The sequence below is a fragment of the Paraburkholderia xenovorans LB400 genome (assembly GCF_000013645.1).
Taxonomy (GTDB): Bacteria; Pseudomonadota; Gammaproteobacteria; order Burkholderiales; family Burkholderiaceae; genus Paraburkholderia; species Paraburkholderia xenovorans.
This window is the reverse complement of the sequence record NC_007951.1, coordinates 935,967-949,823: the sequence shown is the minus strand read 5'-3', so window position 1 is coordinate 949,823 and position 13,857 is coordinate 935,967. Positions and strand designations below refer to the sequence as shown.

Annotated in this window: 14 protein-coding genes; 1 reads left to right on the top strand and 13 read right to left on the bottom strand. The window is 60.1% G+C overall.

Annotation, left to right across the window (positions count from 1 at the left end):
- Nucleotides 1–225: 225 nt before the first annotated feature.
- The 7 genes from BXE_RS04110 to BXE_RS04080 are packed head-to-tail and all read right to left on the bottom strand — an operon-like array spanning nt 226 to nt 6,882.
- The gene (locus BXE_RS04110; RefSeq protein ID WP_011487153.1) at nt 226–1,179 is read right to left on the bottom strand and encodes an alpha/beta hydrolase; all 954 of its coding nucleotides are present in this window, start codon (nt 1,177–1,179) and stop codon (nt 226–228) included.
- Between the two features lie 41 nt (nt 1,180–1,220).
- The gene (locus tag BXE_RS04105; RefSeq protein ID WP_011487152.1) at nt 1,221–3,011 is read right to left on the bottom strand and encodes an FAD-dependent oxidoreductase; all 1,791 of its coding nucleotides are present in this window, start codon (nt 3,009–3,011) and stop codon (nt 1,221–1,223) included.
- A gap of 18 nt (nt 3,012–3,029) precedes the next feature.
- A complete protein-coding gene (locus BXE_RS04100) occupies nt 3,030–3,428 on the bottom strand; it encodes a cupin domain-containing protein (RefSeq protein ID WP_011487151.1) in 399 nt (132 codons plus the stop codon).
- 41 nt (nt 3,429–3,469) lie between these two features.
- Nucleotides 3,470–4,312 (bottom strand): hypothetical protein, encoded by an 843-nt coding sequence (locus BXE_RS04095; protein ID WP_011487150.1) that lies wholly within the window; start codon nt 4,310–4,312, stop codon nt 3,470–3,472.
- A 10-nt stretch (nt 4,313–4,322) separates the two neighbouring features.
- A complete protein-coding gene (locus BXE_RS04090; RefSeq protein WP_011487149.1) occupies nt 4,323–5,132 on the bottom strand; it encodes an SDR family NAD(P)-dependent oxidoreductase in 810 nt (269 codons plus the stop codon).
- A 29-nt stretch (nt 5,133–5,161) separates the two neighbouring features.
- Complete coding sequence (locus BXE_RS04085) at nt 5,162–5,491, bottom strand: NIPSNAP family protein (RefSeq protein WP_011487148.1); 330 nt, start codon at nt 5,489–5,491, stop codon at nt 5,162–5,164.
- A gap of 44 nt (nt 5,492–5,535) precedes the next feature.
- Complete coding sequence (locus BXE_RS04080; RefSeq protein WP_011487147.1) at nt 5,536–6,882, bottom strand: MFS transporter; 1,347 nt, start codon at nt 6,880–6,882, stop codon at nt 5,536–5,538.
- Between the two features lie 274 nt (nt 6,883–7,156).
- Here BXE_RS04080 and BXE_RS04075 point away from each other — a divergent pair, with 274 nt between their 5' ends.
- Nucleotides 7,157–8,065, top strand: a complete 909-nt coding sequence (locus tag BXE_RS04075) for an IclR family transcriptional regulator (RefSeq protein WP_049782077.1) — start codon at nt 7,157–7,159, stop codon at nt 8,063–8,065.
- Nucleotides 8,066–8,070: 5 nt separating this feature from the next.
- Here the strand turns inward: BXE_RS04075 and BXE_RS04070 are convergent, their stop codons facing one another.
- The 6 genes from BXE_RS04070 to BXE_RS43205 all read right to left on the bottom strand — a co-directional run bounded on the left by BXE_RS04070 (nt 8,071) and on the right by BXE_RS43205 (nt 13,547).
- On the bottom strand, nt 8,071–9,276 hold the full coding sequence (locus BXE_RS04070; RefSeq protein ID WP_011487145.1) for an MFS transporter: 1,206 nt from the start codon (nt 9,274–9,276) through the stop codon (nt 8,071–8,073).
- Entirely contained in the window at nt 9,269–10,144 is an 876-nt protein-coding gene (locus tag BXE_RS04065; protein ID WP_011487144.1) for an SDR family NAD(P)-dependent oxidoreductase, read from the bottom strand. The genes BXE_RS04070 and BXE_RS04065 overlap by 8 nt, the downstream gene beginning before the upstream one ends.
- Nucleotides 10,145–10,197: 53 nt before the next feature.
- Nucleotides 10,198–11,271, bottom strand: a complete 1,074-nt coding sequence (locus tag BXE_RS04060; protein WP_011487143.1) for an SDR family oxidoreductase — start codon at nt 11,269–11,271, stop codon at nt 10,198–10,200.
- A gap of 2 nt (nt 11,272–11,273) precedes the next feature.
- On the bottom strand, nt 11,274–11,960 hold the full coding sequence (locus BXE_RS43210; protein ID WP_011487142.1) for an EthD family reductase: 687 nt from the start codon (nt 11,958–11,960) through the stop codon (nt 11,274–11,276).
- A 91-nt stretch (nt 11,961–12,051) separates the two neighbouring features.
- Nucleotides 12,052–12,897, bottom strand: coding sequence for a fumarylacetoacetate hydrolase family protein (locus BXE_RS04050; RefSeq protein ID WP_233518823.1), 846 nt, complete (start codon nt 12,895–12,897; stop codon nt 12,052–12,054).
- Between the two features lie 86 nt (nt 12,898–12,983).
- Nucleotides 12,984–13,547: a GntR family transcriptional regulator gene (locus BXE_RS43205; protein WP_011487140.1), complete on the bottom strand. Its 564-nt coding sequence runs from the start codon at nt 13,545–13,547 to the stop codon at nt 12,984–12,986.
- Nucleotides 13,548–13,857 lie beyond the last annotated feature (310 nt).

Sequence of the window (13,857 nt, the reverse complement as noted above, 5' to 3'; positions counted from 1 at the left end):
ATCGATGCTTGTGTGATCGTGTCGATAGTGTCATCTTTGTTTGGTCGAATGGTCAAACATTTATATGTAGGTGAATACGCGCATACAGTGGACCAGATCCGAATGACAGATGACCGCGTCGAGGACGCTGGTCTTGCCCGGTCGCACTGGTCGCTTTTCTGGGAGTGGAAAACGGAGAAAGGCGCGACTATGCGCGCCGGAGATGCCGCAGATGCGAGGTGTGCGCTAGCGTCGAGCCTCTGGTACTGCTTCGCCTAACCGGGTGATGTAATCGACGATCCTGTCGAACGCCCTTGCGGCGCCGGGGACCTGGTGGATCATCGCGAGAAAGCCGTGCACAAGCCCGTCACATCGGACGACTGCAACATCGACACCCGCCTTCCGAAGACGTGCGCCATAAGCTTCCCCTTCGTCGCGTAGCGGATCGCGTCCGGCCGTCATGACGAGCGCGGGCGGCGACATGCTCAGATCTTCCGCTTCGAGCGGTGAAGCGAGAGGATTCGCGCGCGCCGCCCGTTCGGGACAGTAGTGATCCCAGAACCACTGCATGTCGTTTCGCGTAAGCAGATTGCCTTCGGCGAACTCGTCGTAGCTGGCGGTTTTGAAATCATGTCCTGTAACCGGATACACGAGCACCTGCCCGTCCACGCGCCGATCAATATTTTTTTCGTTATGCAGGCGCGCAGCGACGGTGGCCAGATTCGCTCCCGCGCTGTCGCCCATCACGATTAGACAATTCACGTCCGCACCAATTGCCACCGCGGCGGAGCCTGACGACGCCCATTCCAACGCGGCACGCGCGTCTTCCAGCGGAATGGGAAACGCGTGCTCCGGAGCAAGACGATAGTCCACCGATAACACGGCAAATCCGCTCCTCGCCGTGATCGTGGCAGTGAGCGGATGATAGTCGTCGACAGAACCGACGACCCAGCCGCCGCCATGCAGATAGACAATCAGGCCGCATGGCCTGTCACGCGGCACGTAGAGCCGTGCCGGAAATGCATGACCGCGCGTGGAAGAAATGCGGATGTCCTGCGTCCGTTCGACAGACGGCGCATCGGGAAAGAGACGCTTAACCAGTGTCGGCGCATTGCGCGCGTCGTCGACAGTGCACTGCCAGAACGGCCGCCGCCCTGCCTGGCTTAGTTGTTCTATCAACGCCTTCAGCTCGGGTTCCATTCGCATCCTTTTCAGCGAGACGCCGTTTCCGTTTTGCGGTGTCAGGGCGCCTGCTCGCTGCTGCGCGCCAGCACGCTGACCTCGGCTACCGGCATATCCAGACTTAGCGCGTTTTCCCGCGCGCCGCGCGCGGTTTTCGCAGCGTGCTCGCCCGCGAGAAAACCGAAGGTCATCGCCGGTCCCAGGGTAATGCCGCCGCCCGGATAATTCCCACCCATTACGCTTGCGGCGTCGTTTCCCACCGCGTACAAACCGGGCACCACATGCCCGCTTGAATCGAGCGCCCGCGCACAGCCATCCGTGCGAATCCCGGCGAAGGTGCCAAGATCGCCGATTACTGTTCGAATCGCGTAGAACGGCCCGTCCTGGATCGGCGCGACACAAGGATTCGGCTGATGTTCTGCATCGCCAAGAAAACGGTTGTACGCGGAATTGCCGCGTCCGAACTGATGGTCTTCACCATGCACCGCTCCTTCGTTGAAAGTCGCGACCGTACGTTCGAAGGCCGCAGCATCGATGCCGGCCGCATCCGCCAGTTCGGCTAGTGTGCGTCCGCGCTTCAGGTAGCCGCTGCGCAGATGCGGACCAAACGGAATGGGAAACGGCTTGACGAATCCCAGGCCGTAGCGTCGCAAGGTTCGGTGATCGCAGATCAGGAAAGCCTCTGTCGCATCGCTATCCCGGCACGCCTTCTGCATTGCCATGCCGACGTCGTGATACGAGTTGGATTCGTTAGTAAAGCGAAGTCCGTTTCGCGTCACCATGATGACGCCTGGTTTGTACCGGTCGATCAGATGAGGAAATACACCGGACTCGCCGTTGCGATACGGCACCTTCGAAACGGGTATCCAGGCGGCGGCATTAGGCAGGTCGAGTTCGAGCGCCGCGCCGGCATTCGCAGCGAGGCGAAGTCCGTCACCCGTGTTGCTGGCCGGCGCGGGCGACAGATGCTCGGTTCCATTCGGTGCGTGCGGAAATAGCGCCTTGCGACGCTCCACGTCCTGCGGAAACCCGCCGCCAGCGAGGATGACGCCCGTACGGGCGTACAGGTTCATGCTTTCGCCGCCCGAATTTACCGCGACGCCTGCCACGCGCCTGCCTTCCATCAGCAGACGTTCGACACGCGTGTCGAGGCGAAATGGAATGTCGCAGTCGAAGGCGCTTTTCGCGAGACGCGCAGCGAGTGCATTGCCGTTGGTCAGGCGCATGGCGCGTCCGTATGTCAGCATTTCGCGCGCGTGCGTAACAAGGCGTTTCGTCACATACCATGCGGAGGCCAGCGAACGTGTCACGTTGAAGAACTGGCTGATCTCCTTGCTTGCATTGAACATCATGCCCACGAAGGTAATCTCGCGCAGCGGCGGGCGCAGCCATTCGATCTTTTTGCCTAACTCCCTGCCGTCGAACGGCGCGGCAAGGATCGAACGGCCGCCGGGCAGACCGCCGGCCGCATCCGGATGGTAGTCCGAGAACTCCGGCACGGAGACGAACTTCACGTCGGTTTCGCGCTGGAACCAGTCGACCATGCGCGGCCCGTTGTGAAGAAACGCCTGCACCTTCTCCGCATTGAAGTATCGCCCCGCCTCATGACGAAGGTAGGTCGTGGCGTTCTCGATCGAATCTTCGGCAGGGCTCTGCTGCGAGAACGGATGACACGGAATCCACAGCACGCCGCCCGAGCGCGCAGTCGTCCCGCCGAGTACCTTGTCCTTTTCGATGACAATCACACTCGCCCCGTTCTTCGCCGCGCTGACCGCCGCGGCCATACCGCCGGCACCCGCGCCCACCACGATCACATCGAATTCGTTGACCACCTGAGCACCTTTCCCCATGTCGACCCGCGTGCCGCTTTACTTGAGTTCCTGTCCTGCCAGCTCGCCCGACAGAAACCTGTTTGGCTTCAGAAAGAACGACAGCACGAGTGCGCCCCTCGGCGCGCGTGCGATATGGCGATTTCCCTTGGGCCGCCATACGTAATCGCCCGCAAGCACCTCGCCTTCGTCGTCGACGATGCTGCCTTCCAGCACATAGGTCTGCTCGACCTCGACGTGCTCATGCAGCGGCAGTTCAGTGCCCGGCTCCCAGCGGAACAGCGCCGTCAGCAGTCCGCTCTCAGGTTCTTCCATTAGAATCTTCATGTCGATGCCCGGCGTGGGCGTCGGCTTCCACGCGAGCTTGTCAACCTGTACAAAGCGCGACTGCAACGTGTCGAGTTTGTCGTGTTCGGGCATGTTGGGTGTCGTAGCCATGTTTGTCCTCTCTCTCTGGTTCGTTACGCGAATCGGTGTGCTCAGGACAGCAGATGGCGGGCGGCCTCGCGCGCGCTCTGTCCCACCGCAACACCCTTGGCCGCCGCGAGGCTGTTCACCGCGCTGATGACACCGTCGAAGTACGTACTCTGTCCGTCCCCCATGCGGGCCGTTCGCGCGTCGACCGACGCGCCGGGAATGCCATCCGCCTCGACCACCTGCAGCGCCGAAATACCCGAATCGTTCTTGCCGACGCCCCCATCCGAGCAGATGAATGCCCACGGCCGGAAGCTGCGGAAATATTCGATGACACTGCGCCCCGTGTGTCCCGCCGTGCACAACACATTGCGTTCGCGATCTTCCGGCAGCGCGAATGCAATGCTGTCCGTACAGACGATGCTGCGCCCGTCGGCATTGGTTTCGATGACGAGACGTCTGGCCGGATCGAAAGCGGAAGGTTTGTGCGCGCCCGTCAACAACGCCTGCGCCGCCTCCTTAACGGACATGCCGACCGTCAGGCCGAGCCGCTGCGCCGAATCGTTCAGCCTCGATATCACGCCTTCGTCGTACATGTCGCAGCCATTGCCCATTTCGGCGGTCATCACGTCGGTCGCGGCAGCGGGCACGCCGAGCGCTTCGTAGAACCACAGGCCGCTGATGCCGGCGCCGTCCTTGCCGATTGCACAATCGAGTCCAATCGCCCCGCGCGGCTTCGCTTTCATGACCATCTTCGCGCACAGGACACCCGCATACGACGCTGCCACCACAACGTCATCCTGCGCTTCGTGGTCGCGCAGATAGTCTTCCACGTAGGTTGCGGAATCGAATACCAGAATGCGGCCCGCGTCGTATGTCTCGACGATTGGCGGTGTCGAATTGCTCATGCAAAATCTCCTAGATAGTCAGGTATCCACCGTTCGGACTGATCGTTTCGCCTACCAGGTACGACGCGTCGTCGCTCGCGAGAAACAACACGAGCGAAGCAATCTCGTCACCGGTGGCCGCGCGGCCCATCGGAGTCGCGGCGATCTGAAGTTGCTGCAACGCTTCCGACAGACTTCGCCGCAGTGGCGAATCGACGAATCCCGGCGCCACCGCGTTAACGCGAATGCCCTGCTGGATTGCCTCTTTTGCGACCGCGCGGGTGAATCCGAGAATTCCCGCCTTGGCGGCTGCGTAATGAGGATTGCCAAAGCCGCCGTCGAGACCCGCGATCGAAGACATATTCACGATCGCGCCCTGCCCCAGCCGCTCCATCTGGAGCAAGGCCTCGCGCGTGCAATAAAATGTGCCGTTCAGATGAATGTCGATCATGCGGCGCCATTGCTCGTCGGTCAGGCTCACGGTTGCGCGAAGCGGTCCCGGCTTGCGGCCGCTTCTGACATCTTCGATCTGTTGCACTCGCCGGGTCTGCACGCGGCCATATTCTTCGCGCCCGACAATGCCCGCGTTATTGACGAGAACATCCGTACGATCCCAGCGTTGGGCGATCCGCTCGAATGCACGCTTTACGGAAGCCGCATCCGCAACGTCGCATTCGATAAAGACAGCGCCCCGCAGACTCCGTGCAAAGGTTTCGCCAGAGTCGCGGTCCACGTCGAGCACGGCGAGCTTTGCACCCTGAGCGTCGAAGGCGCGACAGATCGCCGCGCCGATACCGGACGCACCACCTGTCACAACACAAATCCGATCCTGAAATTTCATGTTCTTTGTGAAGAGAGCGCAGGTGCCAGTCAGGCAGTCGTTCGTTCTTCCGGTGCCGCGACCGGCACCAGAAGGCGGTTGTTCATCGTGCGGATCATGGGGCGAATCTGGGACAGATATTCCTTCCACGCAGGGTCGGCGGCCAGCTGCGCGCGGCGTTGCAGGCGCGCTTCGAAACTGTCGTAACGCCACAAACTCAGAATGCTGTTCAACTCGCCGACTTCCGACGCGAAGTAGCCGATCAAACCGCCCAGCGTCTGCGTTTGCACCTTGCGCCCCAGGCGGTCGTAAATCGCAAAATAGTCCGCCGGTCCAAATTGCGAATGCAGTACGTAACAGCGCTCCTCGACGATAGCCATGCGTTGTTCTCCATGATTGCGAGCCGCATGCGCGGCACAGGATGTCAGTAACTTCCGATAGGTTGTTCGAGCGACGGCGATCCGATCACGTCGCGGCGCCTCGTCACCGCGGTGCTAACCGCGAAAGCGAGAATGGCAGACACGAAGAAAAAGCCCGACATGATGTAAAGACCGACGCGGCTACTGCCCGTCACATCGCTAAAGAAACCGAGAATCCACGGTCCCGCGAGGCCGCTCAGATTGCCGAGCGAATTGACCATGGCGAGTGCGACGGCGGCCATCGCACCGCGGAACACGGTGGAAGGCATCGTCCAGAAGAGCGGCGTCGCGGCCTGCATGCCAGCGGCACCCATCGCAATGCCGATCAGCGCGAGAATGGGTGAAGCGACCGCTGCGCTCATCAACAGACCGATACCGGCCAGGCCGAGCAGAACGAGCATGTGCCAGCGACGGTCGCGCGTTTTCGCAGAAGTGCGCGAAACGACGATGATGGCGAGCACTGCGACGATCCACGGAATCGCCGAGATGGCGCCGGCCTGCACGACACCAACGTGAAAGCGTTCCTGAACGATCTTCGGCAGAAAATATGTGACGGCCCAGAATCCGATCACGAAGGAGAAGTAGAGCGCCGCAAAGATCCACGCGAGCCCGCTCTGGAAAATGACGGCGACCTTGCCCAGCTCGGATTTCGCGCTTTCATGCCGCGTTAGGAGCTGCGAATTCAGATAGCACGTTTCTTCTGCAGTGAGCCATGTTGCTTTGTCGGGATTATCCGGCAGCACGAAAAATATGTAGAGACCAAGCGCGATTGCCGGCAGCCCTTCGAGGATGAACACCCATTTCCACCCTGCGATGCCCCAGACGCCGTCGAGCAGCAGCAAACTCGACGTCAGCAGTGACCCGATCGCAAGCGATGCCGGGATACTTATTTCGAAAAGAGAATAGGCACGGCCGAGCGCGCGCGGCGGATACCAGAGCGTCAGGAAAAACAGCGCGCCGGGATAGAACCCCGCCTCGGCGACGCCGAGCAGGATGCGAAGGATATAAAACGACGTGACGCCCTGTGCGGCCGCAAGCGCGACCGTAACGAACCCCCACGTAACTAGGATACGCGCGAGCCACACGCGAGCACCATATTTCGCCATCGCGAGGTTCGACGGAATCTCGAAGACCAGATAACCGATGTAGAAAAGTCCTGCGGCGAGACCAAAGCTCGATGCGGTCAGACCGAGCGAATGTGTGAGCGGTCCGTAGAGCACGCCGACGTTTGCCCGGTCGATGAATGAGATTAAAAACCCCAGCAGCAGAATCGGCAAGATACGCCATCCGACTTTTCGCAATATGCGGCGTTCCAGTACCTGGTCAGGTGCCCCGCCGTCGATCCCATTCATGATTGTCGTACCTCACAGATTATTTTCTTAACGAGCTCTGTCTCCCTGAGCCCGCCGATCTCGACACCCACAAGGCAGCCTATCGATTCCTGCATGCGTCGACTACATAGTAATCTCACATTTAGAGACTTTCAATTTTTATTGTCAATCTAGGGGTTTGTACTATCCGCGTGGCAGTCCGCGTTGGACGAGATCGCGAAACAGTCTTGCAATATGAAAAATCTGTAGAATGATTAAAAATGACCTTGTATCAATAACGACCCGAACGCCAACGATGACCGACCGCAATCGCTCCGACAGCTCCACGGACCGCATCCTCGGATTACTCGATTTGTTCACTATAGAAACGCCCACATGGACGGTCGATGCGCTGATCGAAACGACGGGACTGGCACGCGCGACGATGTACCGGTACGTGCGCTCGCTCACGGATAGCGGCTTTCTCGTGCCGATCGGCAAAGGCGCGTATGCCCTGGGTCCGAAGTTCATCGAGATCGACCGGCAATTACGCCTCGCCGACCCGCTGCTCCAGATCGGCCAGCCGATCATGACGCGCATCGAGGAGCGTGTTGCGGGGGCCCAACTGCTGTGCCGCTACTACGGGCTGCGTGTGTTGACCATTTACAAGGCGTCGACGGACGAGCGCCTCGAAAAGCTCATGAGCATGGAACGCGGGCGCCCTTTCCCGCTCTTTCTTGGCGCGCCCTCGCGGGTCATTCTGGCGAACCTTCCTTCGCATCAGCTGCAGCGCCTGTACCTCTATCACGCTCAGGAAATAGCCGCGGCGGGTCTCGGTGACTCATGGGTGGCTTTTCGCGACCGGATGCGCGACGTGCGTAAAGCCGGATACGCAAAGGCAAGCGACATCGACAAGGCGCTGGTCGGCATTTCCGCACCCATTTTCGCGGCGCCTGGCGTCGTGACGGCGAGTCTGTGTCTCGTGAGACTCGGCTCCGAAGTATCTGCGGAGGACGAGCGCCTTATGGCAGATCTCGTCATCGAGACTGCAGCGGAACTGTCGAGCAAGCTGCAGGGCGTGGACACGCCCATCACGCAGAATCCGGTCAAGTCGAAAGCCGATTCACTGGCGAAGTCAACCGCAAAGTCTCCGGCAAAAACAGTCGCGAAGACGGACCGGAGCCCGGTTAAGAAAGCGGTTCGCAAGCGCGCGGTAGCCGGCTGAGCGCGCTACCGCCTGCGCGCGCGTCTTGCAAGCAGCAACGCGAAGACGACAGCACACACCAGCATCACAAACGAACAGATCTCAAAGAAGCGTGGATAGCCCAAGAGTTCGACGGTGTATCCGCCTATCGCGACGCCGAGCGCTTGCCCCAAAAACAGACTGAACGAGAAGAACGACACCGCCGTTCCGCGTGCAGACGGCGCCATCTGGGTAGCATGCGTTTGCAGCGTGTTGTGCAACAGATACGAACCGCAACCCACGAGCAACGTGGCTGAACCGGCGAACGCGGGCAACGGCAAATGCCCGACGCTCGCGAGACCTGCGGCGATCAGCAAGCCTCCGCACAGCACGATACCTCGCTCTCCGAGCCGGTCGATCAGATAACGCGCGCAGAGCGCATAGATGAGCCCTCCGCCCGCATACAGCGCGGCATAGGCCGCGGCCAGGCCGGAAGACATATCGAAGCGGGCGTGCAATGACGCAGGAATAAATGCGAGTGGCCCGAGAAGAAAGACACCCTCGAATGCAGTGGTTAGAAGAACGACGCGCGCCCAACGGGCCGATAGCACGACACAGGCGTGATTCGCGAACCTGCCAGATCGGCCTCTCACACTCTGGTGCAGCGCGACGCCCGCATCGCGCCGAAGTTCGGCGCGCAGTTGCAGCGCAAGCAGCAAATAGCCCGCTGCGAGCAGGACGAAAGCTCCTCGCCAACTCAACGGCGTATCGATCATGCATCCGCCGAGCAACTGACCGGCCATCATGCCTGATAGCGTTCCAAATAGCAGGCGCGCAAGCGCACGCTGACGTCGGTCGTACGGAACGCAGTCGCCAATCCATGCCATGGAAAGCGGAATGATGCCGGCTGCAGCAATGCCCCACATCGCTCGCGCACAGACGAGCGCGAGAAAAGCCGGCGCCATGGCGGACGCGAGCGCAGCCAGTGCAGAACCGGCCAACGCGGCGAACACCATGGCCGGCTTACCGAAGCGATCACCTAGTGGGCCCGAGAAGAGTTGCGTCAGGCTATAGGCAATCGAGAACGCGACGATCACCCTCGCGCTACCGTTCAGATCCAGTTGAAACTGCTGCTCGAACTGCGGCAGCATCGAATCGCACACACGTAGCGCCGCCCCGCTGAAAAATGCGGCGGCCGCGAGCAACCGTTCGTTAAGTCTGTGTTCGGCCGTCGATATTGGCGTGCTACCCATGCGGGACTGCGGCGGAGAAGTCAATATGCGCCGGCTGCCAGCCTCCATATTGCTCTGCCTTGGGTTGTGCGTGCATCAGCGTCGTTTGCATGAAGCCCCCATCGACTGCGAGTTCCTGTCCGTTGATGAACGACGCACCGTCGCCGGCAAGAAACGCGACTGCTTCTGCAATGTCGCCGGGAAGACCGAGCCGCCGGGACGGCACCATGTTCGAGCGACGCGCCAGCATTTCCGGCTCCGCGTAGTTGCTCTCCGACAGTGGCGTTCGAATGAACCCGGGACTGACCGCGTTCGCGCGGATGCCTCGCGGCCCCCATTCCACCGCAGTGTGCCGCGTAAAAGCGAGAACCGCCGCTTTGCTTGCACCATATTGCGGCGAGGCGTTGGGCGCGGTGGCCGCGATCGAAGCGATATTCACGATGCTGCCCGAACCCTGATTCAACATCAGAGCGCCCAAATATTTAGTGGTGAGGAATACGCCGCGCAGATTGATAGCGAGCGTACGGTCCCAGTCGGCCACCAGCAACTTCTCGATCGACGTCGCCGGTGCAAGCGTTGCCGCATTATTGATGAGCACGTCGCAGCGGCCAAAATGTTCGACCGTACGCCCGGCTGCGTTTTTCACCGATGACTCATCGGCCACATCGCATTCAATCGAAACCGATTCGATGCCCGCCGCAGCGAGTCGTTGCTCCGCGTCCGCCAGCGACGACGTACGCAGTTCGAGCAGTACAATGCGGGATCCCGATCGGGCGAAGCGATCGACGATGGCCGACGCTATGCCACCGCCTGCGCCTGTCAGCACCACGACTTTACCCTGCAGCGAATCAGTTTGCGTGTCGCGTGAATTGCCGTTACTCGTGTTCATGAATTATTCCGATCTTCAGCCGCGACGACTTCGTTCGCCGCACCGGTAAGGTTTCAACGAGGAATGATCTGTTGTTGCTGCAATTGCCGGAAGCGCGCGAGGAAGCGCTCCGTCGTGTCGACGCAATCCTGAAAGCCTGCACGGCGAATCTTGCCGGTCTCCATCAGAACGTCGTATTCCATCCGGAACATATAGTCCGCCCAGTTCCAGTCGACGAGTTTCGCTATCGATGCGGCCTGCAATCGATAGCGTTCGACCATGCGCGCCCATGCTGCTTCGTTGTCTGCCATCAGACGCCCGAGCGGCAGCGTCTTCGGTGCTTCGAGACGCATGCCGAAATGCCCGGCGACGGCGGGCCAGAAGTTCTCCCAGCGAATGGGATCTCCGTTGGTAACATTGAATGCTTCGTTGTTGGCGGCGGGCGACGTTGCCGCCCAATGCGCGGCAGCGGCAATCTGTTCGGCATCGGCGATCTGCTGCAACGCGCTCCATGCGCCGGGCAAGCCGGGAAAGCGCAACGGCAGATTCAGCTCTCTTGAAAGCGAGGCGAACACGCCAATTGCCATGACGAGATTCATGGGGTTGCCCACCGAGTAGCCCGAAACGAATGGTGGAATGAGATTGCACCAGTGCCAGTCCGCCTGCCTCTGTGCATCGCGCAAAAAGTCTTCCTGGTCGTAGTAGAAGTTCGGCGGCAATTGACGGGCGTCGGTTTCCTTCATCGGCGTTTTCACGCGTCCCCACTGAATGCCGTAAAATTTGGCGCCGGTGATCAGTACGATTTTCTTCAAACCTCTGGCACGCCCGGATACTGCGTCGACCACATTGCGCAGCATCTGCACGTTCGGGGCAACCTCCTCGGCACGCGAAGGCCGCGCCTGATACGCGGCGTAGAAGATATGCGTGATGCGATTCAATGCACCCAGCTTGCGCGCGCAGTCTTGCGGATCGAGCAGATCGACTTCCAGCATGCGCGCGCGGCCTTCGGCAACCCGACGTGAGCGCGACAGGCCGATTGCCGTCCAGCCCTCCGCTGCGCCAAGGCGATGCAGGATCGCGCTACCGATAATGCCCGTCGCGCCGACCACCAACGCCTGATGCTCGCCAGTATGTGTAATGTCCGACATCGCTAGCGAACGCTGACCTCTTCGACCAGATAAATCCCTATCGGCTTGAGTAGCGGGTCGCGATGAATGAACATGCAACCGGCAGCCGACTCGGCGAAAGACTTGAGCGCAGCCGCGTCGCTCAACCACAGTTCCGAAATCGCTTCTACAGGAATGTCGCCCGACGGCACGCCGGCCTGCACCGGATGCGAGCGATCCGTCACGAAGTTCTGCACGAAGCCGGTGGGCGACGGCACCGCTTCGAGCGAGGTTGCGGCATTCGCCATCCAGCGCTCACGCAGCGCCTCGCCGCGAAAGTCAGCCCGAGCTTCGGACACCCACACGAGCTTGTGTTTTCTTTGCGGCGTGGAAAGCGCAGGCGGTGGGACGATTTCCTCGCGCTCGAGCACGAGAATCGTGATCGCGCCCTGGAACTTCGGGATGTCGAGCTTGCAGGCAGCGTATTCCGGCGAGATCTCTGCGCGTTCCATCGCCGCCACGTCGTCGAACGCGAGTTGCGAGATACCATCGATTGCGTGATGGCTTCTGCCCTCCCGTTCGTAAAGCCGCTCGATGATGTGATTCTGCCAGTAGGAATGCAGCCCCGGCATTCTGGAGGCGAGCGAGCCATGCACCTGAGTCCAATGCTGCCGGAACGTTTCGCCGTCGAGCCCCTCTTTCCTGCTGAAGACACCTGAACGATAGATCACGTTTGCTCCTGTATCTGATTTGTCCTACTAAATGACTGGCATAGGATTAGTGTGCGACTCGAAATCCCTCGGCACGCGAATCTGCGTTCCGTTATTCGACGATCGTGTTGCTCAACTCTCCGATTCCCCCGATCCTCGCGCGAACCGTATCGCCTGCTGCGAGCGCGCGCGGCGGCTGCATCGCGAAGCCGACACCGCTCGGCGTGCCTGTTGCGATCAGATCCCCCGGCTCCAGTGTCAGGCCGGCAGACAGCTGTTCGATGATCTCCGCTACGCCAAACAGCATCGACGCCGTGCTTGCGCGTTGCCGCAGTTCGCCGTTCACGTCGAGGTCGAGTTCGAACGCCTGTGGATCGCGAACCGCCGAGCCATGCAGCACATAAGGCCCCACCGGGCAGGACGTATCCAGCGCCTTGCCTTTGAACCATTGCCCGTGGCGCTTCTGCAGATCGCGTGCCGTGATGTCGTTGACGATCGTGTAGCCGAACACGTAATCGAGCGCGGCTTCGCGCGGAATGTCGATTCCGCGTTTGCCGATCACGATACCGAGCTCGATTTCATAGTCGAGCAGTTTCGTGACGTGAGCGTGCAACTTCACAGGCGCACGATGTCCGACGATAGCGGTTGGCGGCTTTGTAAAAAGTTCCAGCGCCTTGGGGAAATCGTGCGGATCGCGCCCCGCCGCGAGATTGCCTTCGATAATGTGCTCGCGATAATTGCGGCCGACGCAAAACACATTCTTGCGAGGCACGCCGAGCGGCGGCAGGAACTGCAAAGTGTGTGCAGCGTGACGATACACCTCACTTCCCGCCTGATCCTCGATGATCGTTCGCACCACCTTGAGTGCATTGTCACCCAGCTCGATCAATTGACCGATATCGCGCGGCGCAGCGCCGTCTATTAGCGGGCCAGCACCCCATGTGTGCGTCAGACTCAATACAGTATCGTTTTCTGTTGCCACGCCGAGGCACGGTTGACCATCGCAGGCGAAAGTGGTGAACTTCATCTTAGAGTAAGCTGTTGTTATTGGAGCTCGTGGCAGATATGGTCATACAGCGCGCGGATATGCTGCTTGCAAAGCAATGCACATCTCTCCGGCTCCGCGCTTTCCAGAGCGTCAATGATGGCCAGATGGTCTTGCAACGAAACCTGCGCACGGTCAAGAGATTCGATCGTGTTGGCCTTTACCATCTGCATCTGCTCATGACCAAACAGTGCCCAGAGCCGCTGTAGCGCCCGATTGCCCGATAAACGGACAATCTGCTGGTGAAAGCGGAGATCGATCTCGGCGTAGTCCGCAAGCTCGTGTTGGGCGATAAAGCCCTTGCGGCTGTATGGACGAAACAGTGCCCTCAATTGTGCAATGTCGCGCGCTGTGACATGTTGTGCTGCTTCTCGCGCGCCGATTGCCTCGAGTTGCTCGCGTATCTGCAGCCACGCGAGATACGTCGCCTGTGAGTCAGGCGACGGCACGACCCACTCCCGCCATCGACCAAGAGAGTCCAAAGCCCCGCCATCTTGTGGCACCGTGTTCGTCTGGCGCGAATCTTTCGCGTGCTCCATGGCGCTGGTCAGTTTGCGGTGCATGAGTATGTTCCCCTTTCGGCCTCTCTCTCATCAGCTTCACCATCGGACGCTCTGGTGCCCGCCGTCAAGCCGTCCTATCGCTTAAGAAACTACTGTACACATACCGCGTTTCTCGTTCAAGAAGATTTTTGATTTGTCTCTATAGGTGATAATACTTATAAATCGTGATGTGGAGCGTCGTTGACACGGCACGCGACGTTGACAAGGGTTGGCCGGAATTCGCGAATATCCCTGCAGATCTCACTACTTGATATAGAGCGGTCAGGTTCGCTGGGGCAGCGAGACGCCGCAATGGGCTATCGATGAAAAT